Annotated in this window: 19 protein-coding genes and 1 pseudogene; all 20 read right to left on the reverse strand. The window is 36.0% G+C overall.

The genetic code is table 11. The features are described 5' to 3' along the window. Positions 1–9: 9 nt before the first annotated feature. The 20 genes and pseudogenes from M4L39_RS07915 to M4L39_RS08005 all read right to left on the reverse strand — a co-directional run bounded on the left by M4L39_RS07915 (position 10) and on the right by M4L39_RS08005 (position 18792). A complete protein-coding gene (locus tag M4L39_RS07915) occupies positions 10–252 on the reverse strand; it encodes a hypothetical protein (protein WP_277581548.1) in 243 nt (80 codons plus the stop codon). 3 nt (positions 253–255) lie between these two features. Then, positions 256–1539, reverse strand: a complete 1284-nt coding sequence (locus tag M4L39_RS07920) for a hypothetical protein (protein WP_277581549.1) — start codon at positions 1537–1539, stop codon at positions 256–258. An 11-nt stretch (positions 1540–1550) separates the two neighbouring features. After that, the gene (locus M4L39_RS07925) at positions 1551–4202 is read right to left on the reverse strand and encodes a peptidase G2 autoproteolytic cleavage domain-containing protein (protein WP_277581550.1); all 2652 of its coding nucleotides are present in this window, start codon (positions 4200–4202) and stop codon (positions 1551–1553) included. A gap of 20 nt (positions 4203–4222) precedes the next feature. Next, complete coding sequence (locus tag M4L39_RS07930; protein ID WP_057511930.1) at positions 4223–4786, reverse strand: hypothetical protein; 564 nt, start codon at positions 4784–4786, stop codon at positions 4223–4225. After that, on the reverse strand, positions 4779–6350 hold the full coding sequence (locus M4L39_RS07935; protein ID WP_156393418.1) for a prophage endopeptidase tail family protein: 1572 nt from the start codon (positions 6348–6350) through the stop codon (positions 4779–4781). Before M4L39_RS07935 ends, M4L39_RS07930 begins: the two co-directional genes overlap by 8 nt. Before the next feature lie 9 nt (positions 6351–6359). Beyond that, a complete protein-coding gene (locus M4L39_RS07940) occupies positions 6360–7193 on the reverse strand; it encodes a phage tail domain-containing protein (protein ID WP_253721356.1) in 834 nt (277 codons plus the stop codon). Between the two features lie 18 nt (positions 7194–7211). Continuing rightward, on the reverse strand, positions 7212–11963 hold the full coding sequence (locus tag M4L39_RS07945; protein ID WP_277581551.1) for a peptidoglycan DD-metalloendopeptidase family protein: 4752 nt from the start codon (positions 11961–11963) through the stop codon (positions 7212–7214). A 153-nt stretch (positions 11964–12116) separates the two neighbouring features. Further along, entirely contained in the window at positions 12117–12245 is a 129-nt protein-coding gene (gene gpGT / locus M4L39_RS14600) for a phage tail assembly chaperone GT (RefSeq protein ID WP_394802728.1), read from the reverse strand. A gap of 81 nt (positions 12246–12326) precedes the next feature. Beyond that, positions 12327–12635: pseudogene (gene gpG / locus M4L39_RS14605) on the reverse strand (phage tail assembly chaperone G); the annotation flags it as partial. A gap of 18 nt (positions 12636–12653) precedes the next feature. Further along, entirely contained in the window at positions 12654–12971 is a 318-nt protein-coding gene (gene gpG / locus M4L39_RS07955) for a phage tail assembly chaperone G (protein WP_277581552.1), read from the reverse strand. Between the two features lie 146 nt (positions 12972–13117). Continuing rightward, a complete protein-coding gene (locus M4L39_RS07960) occupies positions 13118–13708 on the reverse strand; it encodes a major tail protein (protein ID WP_156393416.1) in 591 nt (196 codons plus the stop codon). Next, on the reverse strand, positions 13705–14121 hold the full coding sequence (locus M4L39_RS07965; protein WP_057511923.1) for a hypothetical protein: 417 nt from the start codon (positions 14119–14121) through the stop codon (positions 13705–13707). Before M4L39_RS07965 ends, M4L39_RS07960 begins: the two co-directional genes overlap by 4 nt. After that, positions 14118–14513: a hypothetical protein gene (locus tag M4L39_RS07970; RefSeq protein ID WP_057511922.1), complete on the reverse strand. Its 396-nt coding sequence runs from the start codon at positions 14511–14513 to the stop codon at positions 14118–14120. The genes M4L39_RS07965 and M4L39_RS07970 overlap by 4 nt, the downstream gene beginning before the upstream one ends. Further along, the gene (locus M4L39_RS07975; protein ID WP_277581553.1) at positions 14504–14836 is read right to left on the reverse strand and encodes a hypothetical protein; all 333 of its coding nucleotides are present in this window, start codon (positions 14834–14836) and stop codon (positions 14504–14506) included. Before M4L39_RS07975 ends, M4L39_RS07970 begins: the two co-directional genes overlap by 10 nt. Further along, positions 14826–15125 (reverse strand): head-tail connector protein, encoded by a 300-nt coding sequence (locus M4L39_RS07980; protein WP_057511920.1) that lies wholly within the window; start codon positions 15123–15125, stop codon positions 14826–14828. Before M4L39_RS07980 ends, M4L39_RS07975 begins: the two co-directional genes overlap by 11 nt. Before the next feature lie 16 nt (positions 15126–15141). Further along, the gene (locus tag M4L39_RS07985; protein ID WP_277581554.1) at positions 15142–15411 is read right to left on the reverse strand and encodes a fibronectin type III domain-containing protein; all 270 of its coding nucleotides are present in this window, start codon (positions 15409–15411) and stop codon (positions 15142–15144) included. Positions 15412–15474: 63 nt separating this feature from the next. Then, positions 15475–16644, reverse strand: coding sequence for a phage major capsid protein (locus M4L39_RS07990; RefSeq protein ID WP_277581555.1), 1170 nt, complete (start codon positions 16642–16644; stop codon positions 15475–15477). 41 nt (positions 16645–16685) lie between these two features. After that, positions 16686–17294: an HK97 family phage prohead protease gene (locus tag M4L39_RS07995; RefSeq protein ID WP_431197632.1), complete on the reverse strand. Its 609-nt coding sequence runs from the start codon at positions 17292–17294 to the stop codon at positions 16686–16688. After that, positions 17284–18552, reverse strand: coding sequence for a phage portal protein (locus tag M4L39_RS08000; protein ID WP_277581557.1), 1269 nt, complete (start codon positions 18550–18552; stop codon positions 17284–17286). The genes M4L39_RS07995 and M4L39_RS08000 overlap by 11 nt, the downstream gene beginning before the upstream one ends. 33 nt (positions 18553–18585) lie before the next feature. Beyond that, on the reverse strand, positions 18586–18792 hold the full coding sequence (locus M4L39_RS08005) for a hypothetical protein (protein WP_057511915.1): 207 nt from the start codon (positions 18790–18792) through the stop codon (positions 18586–18588). Positions 18793–18802: the final 10 nt, after the last annotated feature.

Genomic DNA, 18802 nt, shown 5'->3' on the forward strand with positions numbered 1-18802 from the left:
TTAACCTCCTTAATCTATCCAACTAATCTCACCGTAAATGTATTTACTAGTGCTTGCTTCCCATTCTGTTTCGTTACCTATATACAATCTAACTGAACCGTCATTCTCAACAAGAATACTTGTACCATTGTGAGCTAATGGAGCTCTTATAAAACCAACTTGAGGATTCTTAGCAAAGTTAGCAGGTAATTGGGCAATGTACTGATTATGAACAACCGTGTCTGCATTCACTCTTAAAAATTTCTGTGTCAATGTTCAAATAGTTACAGTTCTATAAGCACATCCAAAACCGTTACGAGAACCGCCGTAACCATAAGCTGGATTAGTTCTACCACCGTTTGTAATAGTGAATGGAATCCAACCTGTATCATTCTGTGCGTTTGTAAGTTCTTCCCAATCACTTTCTACTCCATCAGTGTGAATAGTTTTTGAAAACTTTTTATTTCTACTACTAATATTTAATAAGAATTGTTTTCTACTATTAGTTGATGCTGTTACATCAAGTTGCATGATATAGCTATTAAATCCTGCTGGTAATCCGTTAGATTCTGAAACATCACTTGCAACTAACTCATAAAGACCAGGGTCAAAACTATTAATGTTTTTATCAATCATATTTTCTTTACTAATATATATTCTTGTTCCATCATCATTGGACCATTTGTATTTTTGCCATTCTAAAGCCGTTAGGTCTTCTGTAAGCTTTTCAGGAGTAAGGAAACCGTTATCCTCTACTGTTTGATTAAACTCTGCAACTTTAGTATCTACATGTTCAGTAGCTTCTGTAGCTTTAGCTGTAATACTGTTAATAGAAGTGTCTGCTGTATCCTGTACACTTGATTTAGCATTATTTGATAGAGTAGTAATATCTCCTATTGTGCTATTCTTAGTAGTGTCTAAATCAGCTTTAGCTTGAGTGATATAGGTTTGAACATCTGACTTTTTATCATCGACAAGTTTTGTAATTGTTTCTATACCTTGTTGTAATACTGACTTCATTTCAGCAACATAATCTGCACCATTTGCAATAGCTTCTTCAATATCTTTCACTTTTTGTTCAATACGCATTTTCAATTGGTCAAACATACGAATATATTCAATCTTAGTAAATGATGAAATTTTGTTTATTAATGCACCTGCTACTTCGAATGTAAATTCTCTAAACACTGCCACTTCGTTGTATCCAGGATTCCCACTTACATTGTTCACGCCAATATAAACTTGACCTTTAACCTTTGTAGATGTAGAAGCTTGTAGAAACTCTTTATCTAAAGTGATCGTTACGATTCCATTATTAGGGTCTTCTATATCTAACTCAATTACATCTGAGGTACTTCCATTAGCTGATTCAAAGTAAGCATAGGCTGTGAGATTATTATTGTGAATTAATAGTGGCCCTTTAGTATTACTTAATTGAAATCTTAGTATTGCTGTGTTTTCATCTAAATTATAAAAACCAACCCCTAAATCAGAGATTGGTTTTAAATAAGGTTCAGATTTTAAATTGAATAAGGCTTTTTTATCTATACCATTAGCCATTTATTTTCCCCCTATTTTACTAATACGACTGCTACACCGTATCCTTTTTCAATATCGTAAGGTGTTGTAATATCCAACACTCTGTAGTAACCGTTATTATTATCTTTTGTGCCAATACCTTTATTAGGTTTGATATAGTCATTAGCTGATACAGTAGGATCTACTCTAGTGAAGACTTGTCCCATTAAACCTACCACGTTCCACTCCGGTCTATCTGCACGTGAAAGATACTGTTCATCTTTCTCAGTGTAATCAGGGTTAGGAATAGGAACTTCTACCTCTTCTGAGTACCATTCCCCCTCATCATCTTGCCACTCTTTAACTTCTACTCTAGTTTGAGTTACACCAAACTCATCTTTTAAGAATTTATCTTTATGATGGAACATTGCATCCCCTAGAATTATTCCGGCTGTACCTGAGATAACTCCTATTGGTTTATCATTTGAGTTAGCTTTACGGATGAATCTACCATCTAAAGTAACGATAGTTCCGTTAAGCATTGCTTGACCTGACTGTGATTCAAAATACTCAGCATAGTCACCAAAATCATGTCCGGCTGTAATCGTACCTTTGGCTTTAACTGTTCCACTTGTTCCTTTAACTTGGAATCTAGTATTCTCATACTTAGCTCCACCAGTGCCATAACCCATAGCAAACATGTAGTTATCTTCAGTTTTAACACCACGAGAGTTAACAATAGTTTGTGAGTAATTTCCTTGAGAAGTTTTAGATTCCAATGAGTTCATTACACCACTACGTGAACCGTATGCTTCTGACTTCATACCAGCACCAAGTAACCAAGAACGGTCACTGTAAGCAAATGATTCACCAGTAGAAGCGAGAACAACAGAACGTTTTGATATAGCTCCGGAACCTGTTGAACCGGCTACTAATCCTCCACGTAAAGCAGTAGGAACGTCTTTGTAAGTCTTTTTCATAATAACTGCACCGTTTGTATAACCTTCATGTTGAACACCCATGATAGTTGTAGTTGAGTTATACATTTCAATAGCATTTCCTGTACCGTTACCAATTAAGTTAGCTCCGATTATCTTAGTATCATAAACTCCTGCACCACCAGCAATGCCGATATTATTAGAAGACTTGTGAATATTAATATTACTAAATGTAACTTTCTTAGGTCTGTTATCTCCACCATATATCTTAATATCAGCAGATGCATTCTTAAATCCACGAACATTAATATTGTGTAGTTGAACGTTTTCAGCCCTATATTGAACAGCTATAGCTGGTTGTCCTGAAGTAAATGTTCCATCTCCAATCGCAGTGAAGTTATTAACTGATACGTTTTCATAAGCACAAATAACCATTGCTCTAGGTGTCCAAGTTGGATATACTCCATTTTCCCAAGGATATAATGAAACAATGTTATTAAACATTACATCTTTAGCTGTTTTAGATTTAGGGTCTGTAGCTTTGTGATGGCCGATATGTCTTACAACATATGAACGATTATCTTTATAAGAAACATGACCATCTACTACAACCATTGCTGCTGCATTAGCTTCAGCATGTGCTTTTATTTCGACACCGCATTGGTTATTGTACGTATTGTTATTACCTAAGAATACGTGTTGTGAACCATCGTCTACCTCTATACCATTACTATTCCCGTGATAGTTTTTAGGGTCATGACATACGTTGTTAGTAATGTTAAGATACCTTGATGCGTGAGTTGTAATTCCATCATCACCGTGTCCAACTGACTCACAGTTATCAATATGGATATACTTACTTTCTAATTCTTCATTAACTCGTACACCGTCGCCTTCATAGAAATAAACATCACTTGCGTGTGTTATATCAAAACCATGAAGTAAAGCATCTATAGATTTAATATTATAAGCGTAACCATATTTAACCCCTGCAAATCTCAAGTTAGATGAAAGGGAACCGCCACTAGGAGCTGGATGATTGTACTGAACTCCACCACTCACATATTTCTCATCAAACCTAGCTTTGTTACCATGTATAGTAAAGTCTTTAGTAGCAATATTATGAGCATGCCCGTCCATTTCCTTATTAGATATTGTTACTGTTTTTCTAGGAGAGTCATCAGATAGTTCAATAGTTGTAATATCTATACCTTCACCTGATAGCACTGTATTACTTGGTAACTTAATACCATCTTTAATTTTGTAAGTTCCTGCTGTCATATGAACATGCACATTACCTGAACCTAACGCATCTTTAAATGCTTCATCAGAAAGCTGTGCACCTGTTGGATCTGCACCGTAATCATTAACGTTCACAATACGCTCGATTTTCTTGTTGAGGTAATTATAATTATCATCAATCTTCTTGTTTATATTTTCAAAATCATATTTTAATCGTTGTGACAATAGATTTTGATTGGTACCATCTAAAGCTGTTCTACTATCTTTAACTTCTTCTACTCCATCACCATTATGACCTACAAGTAATGTTTCAATGCGTCCATCTTGATATTGTAATTCATCGTGAACGTTTGAGAGTTTATAATCAATTTGTTTAGCTTTGTGTGCATGTTTCTCTTCAGTCTTGTGATGTTCAAAGTTCTTCTTATTTGCTTTATGTTCATCTAATAAATTTTTAAAGTTCTCAACTGTTTTATATCTATAATCTTGCCCTAATTCAATAGGAAAGTCTGTATATAGTCTCATCTATAAATTGCTCCTTTTCATTATTCTAGCCAAGTAAACTCTTGATACACCCAGTTAGTCAGTTTTTGATCTTCAGGATGAACAAAAGCCATTACGCTCCCATCTTTCAAACACTCAATAGTTAATGGGTGTCTATAGCCTTGACCTCTAGCCATGAATGACTGGTTATTTGTAACAAATCCAGTTGGTAGTTGAGCTATTTGCATACTCTTCTCAGTGATATTAGAGACGTTCAATCTAATAGAACGTACAACAAACATACGCGGTGTTAAGCTATTACCTGCTCTAACCTCTCTAATACCGCATTTAAATCCAGTTCCTACAGCCTTATTTTTCATAGTTGTTGGTACATCTATATCAATCCAACCTGTATCTCCGACCATATCCCCGATCGTTGCATCATGTAATTTCAATGCTTTGTCTTGTTCTGAAACTAACGTTTCTAACTTTGCTACCTTACCGGCTATCCCTGTTAAATCTTCATCTTCCAATGGGTTTTTCCATATGATAGCGTCCTCATGTGTTACTGGGAAATAATCTTCCCCGTCATTATCTTTTAAATATCTATGCGGTACACTAGCCATCTGTTAACGTCACCCCCACAATATCCGAATAGTTTTCTGGCATAGTAAAAGACGACCCACTATTTAGTGAACCGCCTTTGATTAGATTATTTACTTGTTTCATTCTTCTAGCTGTTTGTTGCTGTATCTGAATAAAGTCTGCTTTAGCGTTACTAAATTCTACTTCTACTGGTTGGTTTAAATACGGGTGTGACCTAGTGATTTTAACTACTTTCAAATTCGTATTGAATCCTAGTGGCTCATGAATGAATCTCATTGAATTATTATCTTTAATATCCCAGTTACCCAAGTAATTTGTACTTACTTCTACAGTGGGTTCATCTTGTAATTGTGATTTAATACTTTCTAACAACTCAGCCTTATCTAATGCATTATCATCAAACACTGTAGGAGCTTCTGCAAATCCAAAAGCATCAAAGTTAGGACTCTTGTACTCAGCATATGTGTAATATATATCACTGCCTTTAAGAACTGCTGTTAAATTCAATACAGTAGCCTTCTCAGTGCCTACATACATGTAAGGTTTAGATTTCTTATAATCTACTCCCGATTTGGCAGATTTGAAACGAACTTTAAAAGTATGAGTACCTTTCTTTAAACCTTTAGCTATGATTATCTTTTCACTTGTAGCTGTCTTACTATAGCATTCGTATGTTCCTACTAAATCGTCATCTAGGAATACTTCTACTATCCCACCTTTAGACATTTTCTTAAGTGTCCATTCAAGTGTTTCATTACCCCATTTACAGTTAATCTCTTTGCTGTAGCTAGCTCCAATTGATTCAGTTCTCCAAGTCCCATCTTTAATAAATGTTCCTGAATAACTAAAATCTTTTGGTTTAATAGGGTTGTAATTCTTAGTAGACTTTTTATCTTTCTTCTTACCATATCCTTGTATATAAGTTTTTAGATCAGTAGTAGTAATAGTTGCTTGTACTTCACTATTATTTAATTTGTATATAATTGGCTCCTGTGACAGTTCGTAGAAATTTGCTTCGTCATAAATAGTGATTCTCTTATTATCAGCATAATAAATATAGTTAAACAGTTCTGCACCTTCTGTGAGATATTCGAGACCATTCTTATTACCCATCTCATCAATGGCTACACGTTGAGTAAACTTACCTTTTATCTGATATGAGAAATCTAATTTATTACCTTTGAAACCGAAATCTAAATATTGCTCAAGTGTCAAAGTTGGTTTATTTTCTTCATTTGAACCCGTCTTATCTTCATTATTCAATTCTTCATCTTCACTATCCTTTTGAATATAATGATTCTGAAATTCCATAAAAATGTGTTTTGCTACTACATCCACACTAACAACCACACCGTCATAATTTATATCAGTAGACTTAATCACATAGTTTTGACCTTCATAAATAACTATCATTTCGTTTACTATCGAATTAAACACATCTGCATTCTTATTTGTTTTATAAGCAGTGAAAGATATTGACCTTTCATCATTCTTAGAATATTCATATTTGAAAGAACCATAGTTAAAATCTGTAATGATTTCTGCTAATGTTCCTTTTCTATTTGTTAAAATTAATTGATACAATACTTTCACCTACCTATATACAAAATTAAATATAAATTCTACCGTTGTACTTCCTAAATTCTTACCTGTTATTTCTATATCGTTAAAACCTTTATCTAGGTTAATCCAACCCCAATTAGTATCTACGCCCACTCGTTTATTGTTTATCAATGGATATACTCCGTCTAATATAAGTTGGCTATTTTTCTTGATAGCTTTCTTATACTCGAATTCAGTTTCAGTTGTATGATTAATTAATTTGAATCCATGAGGTGCCTCTGTATTAACCTTAATTTTCATTTCATAACCTAATATAGGATTAATAGCATCATCTGAACCGTTATAGATTCTGAAACTTGAAGCTGTGTGTTTGTATTTGATATTGCTATTCGCCATGTGACCATTCTCAAATTGCCACTTGTCAGCTTTATCCAAACTAAACTCACCAGTGTTTAATAGTGATTCTGAATAACCTTTATAAACCACAAAAGATATTTCAAATTCTCCATACCTTGTACCAACATCTGTGATTGCATTTTCATCACAATAAACAGCGTATTTTTTCCCTGGCATATCAGAGTGAACTACAAAATAAGGGTCCCTCCTAAACAAGAGAGACCTCAATTTTTGTTTTAATAGATTATAATCCTTAGTATCTTGACCAGTATAGAATAAACGGATAATTAAGTTATAAGCACCGAAACTTGCAGGACCCAAAAGTCCTACACCATCTCTACCACTCATTTCTTGTGAATTAACCACTACTTCCACACCATCTTCATCAAAATCCAACATTTTTAACTTGGGTATGTCGGTTAACACTTTTTCAAAAGAGTCATTATAAATTTTTACTGTTTTCTCCAAAGTCGCTACCTCCATTTATTACATACCAAAATTCATTGCTCTCATTCTTGATTTCTTACCTAGTCCTTGTGAAACATCGTCGGTGTTGAATCCTTTAGGTTGTTCTTCAATGTGTTTATTACTTCTTGCAATTTCCATTAAAGCATCTAGTTGTTTCTGTTGGTTCGCAATCATTCGTAGTAATAAGTTTGTATTGTCGCCACCTGTGTTATTACCACTAGTAGATGGTGTTGGTACTTGATTAGGTCTTTTATTCTTCTTATCCTTAATTTTACTTTGCGCATAAGTGATAAGTTTCATTGCGTCACTTGCACGTGCTGGATCAAGTGGAACTACAACTTCACTGTGTCCATCTTCTGCAAGGTTGTACATACCATTAGAGTTAATGATCCCACCTGTGGCATAACCATGGCCTTTACCGATAGCGTTCAACATACCTTTAGCACCATAACGACCTTTAGCGTATTTAATGCCCGCCAATAAATTATCAAGACCATTCATGATATTACCATGACCTTTATGTTTATTAGCGTTGAACGTGCCGGGTTTAACTTGTACCAAACCTTGCGCACGCCCATCAGCTAAACCGTCAGTACCACCCATAGCTTTTGCGTTGCCACCAGACTCTGTTTGTATCTGTTTCAACCATGCGTTAACATACGATGCTGAGGTTGGAAGACCATTCATTTGTAAAGCTTTTTTAACTTGTGGTTTCCATTTACCAGCACCTTTACCTCCGCCGTCGTTTTTCTTCAACCAATCAAGTGGGTCAATAGGTGTACCGTTTTTCTGTACTTCAAAGTGTAAATGTGGTCCCGATGAACGACCCGAGTTACCAGACACACCAAGTTCATCACCTGGTTTAACTTGTTTACTTCCGCTGAAAGCATGTTTACTCATATGACCGTAAATGACTTTATGAGCACCGCTGACAATATCAACCATGTTACCAAACCCACCGTTCCAACCACTTCGAGCTGTTGCTTTACCAGATAGAACAGAATACAATTTATCGTAAATATAGTTAATATCTACACCCATATGCGGACCAGCAAACGGGTAACCCGGCGCTCGACCGTCTGGGCTGTACGGGAAGTTAATGCCTTTAGATAGGTCAATGTAACTACCGTCACCATCGCCCTCTAATTCAGTGAACCATCCAGACACTAAATCCTTAAGTCCTTTTTTTAAACCATCATAAGCCCATGATATTGTACCGCCCATCGCTTCCCCGCCTACACCAGAGAAGTCAATACCGAAATGATTCATCACCTTACCAATGAGTTTACCGGGATTTGTAGCATAATCCATTACGTCGCCAATAGCTTTACCAAAAGTATCTTTCGCTTTCTTAGCTTGGTCTTTTGTCCAATCCCATGCACCTTTTGAACCGTCGGCTATTGCTGTAGCTGGATTCCAACTACAGCCACCACCTTTATTATTTGCTGGTACATCACCGTACACTTCGTCATGTTTTTTATGTTTTTTACCGTTTTTCAACAAGTCCATACCTGTTATACCAGTACCAGTTGAAAGATGTGGACGTAAAGCTTTAGATTGCATACCATTGTGAACTGCGTCACCACGTTTAAGCCTTACAACTTTGTTGCGTCCTTTAACCTGTTGTAAGTCACCATTTCTACGTTGTATAATTTCCTTGTGACCACCAGGACCACGTGCGTTACCTAAACCTTTATCATTAACCACTGCTCTAGTTGATTTTGTCAGTTGTCCTTGTGAGTTAGTTTGTACTCCCAGACTTGCTGCGGTACCAGTTGATAATGGTTTGATTTTATTCTTGATAAGTTTTTTCTTCATAATCTTATTTGATAGTGAGTTGATTCCATCTATCATAGCGTTCAGTCCAGAAATAGCACCGTTCGCCACACCTTTACCAAGATCTGTAGCAACTTTCTTGAATCCATCTTTAGCATTTTTAATAAACCCTTTTAACTTATCTAGCCATTCAACGCCTTTGTTATACATGGCTTTGAAACCATTAACGACTCCACCTTTGGCTCCAGTGGCTAAATCGACAACTGATTTTTTTAGACCCTTCCACTTATCTATTACTACGTTTTTCAATTTCTGCGTAATATCTGTAGCTGATTTTTTCAAACCATTGAAACGATCTTTTACACCGTTCCATAAAGATTTAGCTACATTGACTACTGTATCTTTCAGTATTCTCCACAATTTCACAACTGCATTTTTCAATGCTCTTGTAATGTTTTGTAAATTTTTACTCATTCCTGAGAAGTTACCACGTAAAAGATTTGATAAAGCTTTTGCAATATTTACTAATACAGTTCTCATTGTTGAGAAAATTACAGTTGTGGCTTTTTTAAGTCCTGAGAAAATAGCCTTAACTGCACCGGACATCCCTCTGAATTTTGAAGTCACCCATTTGTTAACAAATCCAACTGGGTTAGTTATTGCCAATTTTATGTTTGACCACACGGCTTTAGTAAATTTCCAAATACCAGTAAAAATCGAACGTGTAAAACTACCAATCCAACCAAATACTTTTTTCACTACGTCCCATATCGAACCTAGTACGGATGTGAAAGTACCTTTTACTGAACCAAGTGAACCTGTTACAACTTTCTTGATTAAGTTTAATACTAGTTTGAATACACCAAAGATTTTACCAACGAACCAAAGTTGTACTAAATTCCAAATGAATTGTAATGCGCCAAAGAATATGTTTTTTACACCTGACCACATTAATTTGAAGTTACCTGTAAACAGTCCTGAGAATACCTGTATTATACCCATGATAACTTTTAGTCCACCATTTACTACACCCTTGATAGCCTCCCAAGTTGAGACGAAAATATATTTGATAATCGCCCAGCCAACTTTAAATATAGCTTGTATGCCCGGCATAATAAATTTAATAAAGGATAAGATTCCTCCAAATACAGATTTGAATAATGAACCTATTCCTGAAAGTATTGGTCGTATTATAGACCAAACAATCATGAATCCGGATTTAATGTTATTCAATGCCTGCATGAATTGTGGACCATTCTCAGCCCAAAATTGACCGAAAGTTTTAGCTAGTTGTCTACCGAATTTTGCGATTGCATTACCAATAGGTGTAAGCACCGTCATGATACCCGACCACAATATTTTAAATCCAGCTACAACACCATTGATTGCACCGTTCACAATATTTCTGAACGTTTCAGATTTCTTATAAGCTATGACAAAGGCTGCACCAAGTGCGACAATAGCTGCGACAATCCAACCAACTGGACCAGTAGCAACTAACAGCGCTGCACCCAACTTAGGAAACAGTGTCGTAATACCAGCGATGATTCCACCAGCTGATTTACTTGCGACCGCTACTTTTCCGATGATTCCAAGGAATTTGCCAAATGGACCAAACACACCTGCAATCATAAATCCTAACTTACTGAATATTTTTAGTAACGGTCCTACTACAACGAGTGTTAGAGCTGACCATTTAATTATTCCACCCAATACTTTCTGTGTAGAACCATTTAAACTATTCCACCAATCAACAACACCACTAATACCATTAGCAATAACTGTAAAAGCATTTGCTAATTTAACACCAGTTTGTGTTGCCCATTTCTGAGCACCGTCTGATTGTAATAACTTTTCAAACTCATGTAACGAACCTTTAGCCTGTTCAAACACACCACTTAATAGACTTTCACCAATCATACCTACATAAGCTTTAGTATTCTGAACCATACCTTGCCAAGATTTAGAGTAAGCACCAGCCATACCTCCAGCGAAATCATCCATTACTGTGGTAAAGTCTTTCGCGCTCACTTCTCCGGCTGTGACCATTTCTCTAAACGCATCGTAAGATACACCTAAGTGTTTAGCCAATGCGTTACTGAAACCGGGCATGCCTTCTTCAACCATGTTTAACTCTTGGGTCATTAACTTACCTTGACCTTGCACACGGTTAAATATCATTGCCATTTCTGATACAGGTCTGTTACTACCAACTGCTGCATCACCAACAAGTTTGATATATTTCTCTAACTCTTTACCTTCACTTACACCTGCTGCCAAAGCACCTGCTGCAACGTCGGTACCTTCTGCCATTGTGGTCATACCACCTTTAATAGCATTGGTTATCTGTCCAGTGATTGAACCTACTTCTTTAGTTGAATAACCCAATCCTTCAAGTTTCGCTTTAGCTGTATCCAAACCTACAAGTCTATCGAAACCAAGTTTTGCAGTTATACCACCCATAGCAGCACCAGCTATTAATGCGGGTTTGGTAATTTTACTTGTAAGAGTCGAGCCGATTTCAGCCATTTGGGTCGATACGCCTCTTATCTTCGTACTCATACCTTCAAAGCCTTTACCCATCTTAGCCCAACCTGTATTGTCTACTTTTTGAGCTGTTTTAAATTCATTCATCTCATTTGTAGTGTTAACAATTTGACGACCTAAGAAGTGCATTTCTCTTTCTTGGTCAGATATACTTTTCTGTAAACCTAAAGCCTGACTACTCGAATAACCTTGAGCTTTTCCAACTTCATGATATTGCCTTGTTAGTTCTTTTAAATTTTGTCTTGATGCTTTATGGGCTAAAGTTAAATCTTTAACGTTCTTTTCATATGAAGCAACGCTTTTCTCACCATATTGTAACTTCTTTGATGAAGTAGATACTTCACTTTTCAAGGCTCTAAACGATTTGTTTATCTCACCAACTGTACGCTTGATACCCATATCTTTCATGGATAATTCTATTCGCATACTTCTTATATCTTCTGCCATTTCCTCACCTACCTTTCAAATGTATTTTCGTTAGATAGAGAATGCAGTAATCATCGATTCACATTTGTAATTAATAGGTACATTCAGAAACGCAAGTAACATACTTGATTCGTAATTCAACTCACTATCCTTTTTCATCTTGTCACCCCTTTATCAAGTGAACGCGTCTAACATTGACTCTTTGTGTTCTTTCTTCTTAGCCTCTCCGTTCAATTCATCGAATACAAAATAAAAAGGCATATCCAAAACATTGTTAATGTTCTGACCGCCTTCTTTCACCATGTCTTGTATCGTTGCTTTAAGATTGTTTTTATAATCTCCCCAACTGTTGACAGTGGTTTGTTTTATTTCTTTATCAGTCACTTCATCATCGACACCCCGACCGCTTGCAACGAATGTCACCTGTTCATATAGGTTTGTTATCGCTTTGTATAGTGGTAGTCCATCGATTAGCTGTGACTTGGTAAACTGTTCATCATAAATTCTCACAACAAGGTCAAGCAACTGGTGTAAATCTTTTAAATTAGGGCTATTGTTTGAAGATGAAAGGAAATCTACACATTCATATACGAGGGATAACTTTAAAGAAGGGCGCGTGTTGAATGTGTCCCACTTCAAAGGTTCACCCGATGAATCAAATTGCGTAACAAATTCTATACTGTTACTTTTCATCGTCAATCACTCGCCTTATTATTTTTTAGGAAGTTCACCAGTAGAGATAAACTCGATATTTTCTCTAATAACTCTAACCGCATCTGGAGCATGTAATCCGTCCATTAATTGGTCAGGTGTGAATTGGTTGTTGTAAAGGTCGCAAATAACTTGCATCATTTCGTCCATTGCTTCCATTTCTGATTTATCTTCTAATTTTTCTAACTGTTTTGTAGCTTTCATTAATTTACTGAAAGGAATAAAAGTTGGTGATTTAAATTCTTGTGTTACTAATTCCCCGTTGTCTTTAACTTCTTGGATTAATTCAATACTCATTTGTTTAGTTTTAGTTGTCATAGATAATTACCTCTTTTGTTTTATTTTTTGTTATAAGAAAAGAGATATCCACATTTTGGATACCTCGTTCATGATTACTTTGCCCCTATTCTGCAACAATTGATGCTGAATCAATATCAGCATTAACCACTACGTTTTGGGGAACCTTAGGGTGTAACTGGTTTAGCGTCAGGATGTGCTACACCAAATACTTTTTGATAGATAGCGTCGCGCATCTTAGTTTCGCCTTTTTCGTCACGTCCAAGAATCATTGCTTGCTTACCTTCAACACCTTTGATGTCTGTAGGCATGAATTCACCAGTAGAAGCATCTTGTGAGAACTCAACGCCGTCTTCTTTAGTTTGTCCAGAAACTTCAGGGAATGTGAATAATCCTTTTGGTAAACCAACATATTCAACTGCGCCTGATTCCATAGTTTTTTCAAAGATAACTGAAACGTATGGTGGTGTATTATCTCCAACATAAACAAGTCCATCGTCTGTTTTAGTTAAACCGAATAAAGCGACACGATCTTCTAATGGTAAATGATGGAATGTAGACTCAAGTTCAATCGTTCCGTTTGATACTGCCATTTCTGCTACAGAGTTATCACCGTAAGCTTTTTCGATTGATTGTTCTTTAGACACTGATACTTCTTGTAAATATTCAATACGTTCTACTTTCTGTGCTTCTTCACCATGTACTTGGTAGTGAAAACCTGTTAATCCTGTAAATGAGTTATATTTTTTAGCCATTATAAATACCCCTTGTTAATATATTTTTTGCCTCTGTATTGTTTAGAGGTTTGATACAATTTGAAATCTGGGTAGTATTCAGGTTTGAATGAATTGAATTCTCCAAAACCGAATTGCTCCCACATGATTTTTGAAACACATAAAATAAGCTCCCTACTGAGTAAGGAGCCATTGACTTGATTATTTTGTTGTTTAACGAACACATCTATTTGTAGTAAATACTCGTAAGTTAAAGGATTGTCATCTGCAAAATCTGACATCACCGGACTAAACACTTCATCAATAACAATTACGTTTTGAGAAATGTCGTTAGCGTTAGGGTGAATAAGAAATTCAATATCACCATTTCGGAAATGTTTAGAAATGACAGGGTCATCTAATAGAGCATTGTGAATCTCGATGAACAAATCTGTCATCTCTTATTCATCTCCCTTTTGATGATGTCAAAATACTGGTCATTGTAATAACGTAATACAGTGTTAACTGTTCCAGCTCCCCTAGGTTTGTAGAAAGAACCATTTTTAAGATAATGCCCTTGTTCATTAATGTAAGCTAAAGATTTATGATCTCCTCGCCAATAAATATTACCAATCATTTCAGAACCAACTTTATTGGGATTCCTTAAATCAGTACCGACAGCAAGTTCACCAGTATCTTTAACACGATTTAAATTAGTTGCGATTTTGTTCCTTATAAAGTTCCCACCAGCTTGTATAGCTTTCTTTTCTGCCTTGTTCATACTTGGTCGACTGTATAGTCTGCGAATATCATCTTCGATTGCTTCAAGACCTTCTATTTTTACGCCCATATTTTAGAACCTACTATTTTAATAGTATTTTCATCTTTAGGAGCAACGTTTTTAATGTTAAATTCAGTGTCTTGATACATACCTGTCTGTATGATAAAGGTTTGGTTAACTTTAGGAACGAACTCTGGAAAAGTATTACGAACAACTAACGTCACATTGACGCTGGAGGTTTCTAAACTACTTAGTTCAATATCTTTACTTGATGGTTCGTAAATTTCTCCCCATGATTTAAAAACTACTTCTTTTCCACCCATACCAGGATAAGGACTATCAGTACCACTAGAGTAAAACGTTACAAAGTCTTGCATTGCATCAACTCTCATACGGATAACCCCCCCTTAATTTCTGTATGGTACCAAGCACACCATCTGGACACGTTTTATAATCAATGTCCGAATATGCGTATCGGCTTTGGAAGTAATGAGATGTGAGTAAGAAAACCCCACGTTCAAAAATCTTATTATCGATAAAATATTCTTCATTTCGTGTTAAATCATCAGGATAAACAGAGTCTTTAATTTCTGACTCTGCCCATTCCTTATACATTTCAATTAGTGAATCTTCCATTGAATGTGTGATGTGCATATGAAGCTTAAGGGTTTCCAAATCCATAATGAATCACCCTTTCTTATTCTGCCGATACATCCGCTGAATCTTCATTAGCGTTAACTTCAACGTTTTCAGGTTCTGTAGGTGCACTTTCTTTAGTAGTGAAAGCAGGAACATCAACTTTTGCTGATTCTCCTGATTCGTTACTAAACGCCACTTCATAAGTACCTGCTGGATATTCAGTTCCAACTTCTAAACCTTCAACTGTTACTGACGCTGTACCATCCACTGAACGTTCTGCTTGTCCTACAACGGTTTGTCCTTGATAAACTTTTAATACATCTGCCATCGTATTGCCTCCTAATTAACTGTTATTCTTGCTGATTTGATATTTGCCTTAACATTAATGTTATTAGGCTTCGCTGGGAGTATCTTCTTTCGGAAACTCACCCGTAACAAAGAAACCAGCTTTTTCGTTAGCTGATACAACATCGAAACGTTGTGAAATCGCTAATAATTGACCATAAATTTCGTTATCAATCCAACGAACGGCAGCTTGCGCACGATCTGCAAAGAATATAGCTTCTTTTAAATCACCGACAAACGCTTTAGCTTCTCCAGCAAGTCCAAGTGCAGTATCAGAAACAACGTAAACTGGACGACCAAAAACAGTCTTACCGGATGGAGAAGTGACATCTTGTTGTAAAATATATTGACCATTTTTATCTTTTAATAAATCTAATTCGTTATAAAAAGTAGATGAAACAACTAAACTAATATTATAAGCTGGGTCGAAATCTACGTTTAAAATAGTTTTAAGCGAATCAGTACCTGTTACAGTCTTAGGCGAATATTTTTTCATAACGTTAGCGATTGCTTGGTTAGTTGTGTTCAAACCAATACGAGCGTTATTTTGTGCTACTAAATTTGCTAACTCAGGCGTACTGTCTTGTAATGATTCTTCTGAAATCGCAATTTGGCCACGATATGTTTGAACTTTATAGTCAACATCTAAGAATTTAGGCGCTGCAAGTTCAGGGTTTTTCGCAAGTTCTTCCACAGTGTGCATAACTTCTGTAGCTGATTCTAAAATTGGGTATGAACCTTGGGCAGTTGGTACTTTCACAATATTTACAAATTGTTTTAAGTCGATAACTGTTTCAGGTAAAGTAACTGGTTGTGTTGAAATATCTTTAGGGATAATAATATCCATATTTACAGATGTAACATCTTCACGTACTTCACCTTTAGAACGTAAATATTGCATAAAGCCTCTTACTTCTTTACTTTCAGTTTCTTGATTAACTGACGGTTTAATCACATTGTTCATATCTCTCGTTTCTCCTTCGTGTGTTTGTGAGTTGAATTCCGGCTCGCCTTTAGCATCCGGCTCTTTTGGTTCTTCTTTATCTTTCTTTTCAAGATCGAGTTCTTCCTCGATTTTTGAAATACGTTCGTCTAATTTCTTAATTTCTTCTAACGCATCCTTAGCCTCTTCCGGTTTTTCATCCGCAATAGCTTTTTCAGCAGCGTCTACTTGTTCCGCTCGTAATGAACGTAACTCTTTGATATCTTCAGCCATTTATATTGCCTCCCACTTGATTTTTCGCATAAAAAATAGACCTACTTTAATTTGAGTAGATCTAATTGTGCTTTTAATAATTCAGTTCGATTTCTTTGCTCTGTTTCACGTTTACGAATTTCTTCTTGCTCTTGTTCCTTGACCACTTCAATACTTCTTAAAGCTGGTGCAACATCCGTGTCTTGATATGCGGGGAAAGTCACCACTGACACGTCAAAAAGACTTTTTATCTTATTTAATGTTCGTTTGAACAGGCCATCATCTCTCTTTTCGATTGTGTCCCCGTCTTCATCAAGAATGAAACCAAAACTACATTGATTGATGTTTCCAAGTCTAATGTTCTCGTATAAATCACGACTATATGATGTATCAGGTAACTGACATCGGAAATATAACCCTTCATCATCTATATTTAAACTTAATGTTTCAGAAGCCGTACGTCCTAACACCTTACTAGAATCATGGTCAATCAAGCATCTTACATCAGTTAAATCTGTGTCTTTCAAAGCTTGTGGGCTTATAGTCTCAACAAACCCACCTAAATCATTAGATAAAGTGTTGAATCGTAAGGCATAACCCTCCACAATCATCTTTTCATTATCAACTGCTTTAATCGTTTCTGTAGAACGTAATTCTAAGTTATTCAATATTCTCACCACCCTTCAAAGTGGGCTGACCCTCTGTATCCGGATTGGGCGCTTGGTTATTTGTTGATGTTTTTCTCAACTGATAATCATCAGCAATATCTGCACTGATATGGTTAAGGTCAAAGCGTGGTACAGCACCCACGCCGTTATCAAACGGCTCTCTGCCGATGTCCGAACGGTACTCATCTGGTGTTATAGCACCTTTTTCAAGTTGAGTATTAAGCGTTTCAACAAATTTATCCCAATCAATCTTACGGTAAGAACTAGAATCAAATTTAAACTCTTTAACGTATTGATCTTTATCACCTACAAGTTTAAAATCCAACTCTGCTTCCCAAGTTTTCATATAGCCACCTAAACAGTTGGTTAAATAATCATTGTTCACATCTTTTAATGACGTATTCGAAAGTTCCATACCGAATTTAGATAAAGGTATTTGAAAAGCTTTTGCAATAGCCTTTGTAGGGGTTTGGTTCTTGCTGATAACGTCTAACAACGAGCTGTCAATTTCTAATTGCTTGTATTCCAGTGTTGAATCGAGCACAAGCACCTTACCAGTGTTGTTTTCTCCTGCGTTAGCCTTTGTAAACTCGTCCCTTAACTTGTTTCTAGCTTTTTGGTTCAATTTACCGTCTTTGACTTTCAACAACCCTGAATTCTGACCACCATTTGCAAAGAATTTAGTAAAGAAACTCTTTGTAAATCTTTGTGTGTTCATATCCTCTTCAATAGCATCCAATACCTTCAACGCATTGATACCATCTAAGGTGAACGGTTTAACATCAATCATATCTTTATAATCTACATCCATGGTTCCTTTGTTATTATTCACTTCATAGTAGAATTTACCTTTAGCGTTCTCTTTCAAAGTAACTTGGCTTGTAGAAATGTGATATAACTCTGCAACTTGCGACCCTTTACGTTCAATTTTGATATATCCATGTCCCGTTAGTAATGCGTTCATCATAACGATATACTTCAACATGTAACCGTTCATAAAGGGGTTCGGTGTTTTGTTAAGTAAGAACTCCAACCTGTCCTTATCCTTATAAACACCATTTTCCTTAATCTTGATATCAAGTTTTGCAATATCTCGACTAAGTAGTGTTACAGCAGTCCATAAATCGCTATTTCTAAGTGCTTTGTACGCATCGTAACCCATTAAGTTTAATGGTATTGAGTGCGATGGGAAGGCGCTGAATATAGCTTCACCAGACTGTGTAGACACGTTTGTATTTCGTGTTTCATAAAAGATTCCCATTAGTTTTATACACCCCCTTTACAGATAAGTCGTTTATTCTGGTGGTTGTTGGGATTTCTCACCAACAAGTATCAGTGCAATGAGTACAAGGGTTATTCCTGAAACAATAAACCCTGTAACGTTTCCCCACTGTATATAACAAGCAACGTTAATGAGTGTTAAACCAATTAAAAAAAGCAACGGTATCAAGTTATTGATAATCGCTGCTCCTATGAGTTTAAATTTGTTTAAAGTGTTCAATTGTTTACCT

Origin of the sequence: Staphylococcus equorum, assembly GCF_029531845.1 — a bacterium.
GTDB classification, from domain to species: domain Bacteria; phylum Bacillota; class Bacilli; order Staphylococcales; family Staphylococcaceae; genus Staphylococcus; species Staphylococcus equorum_C.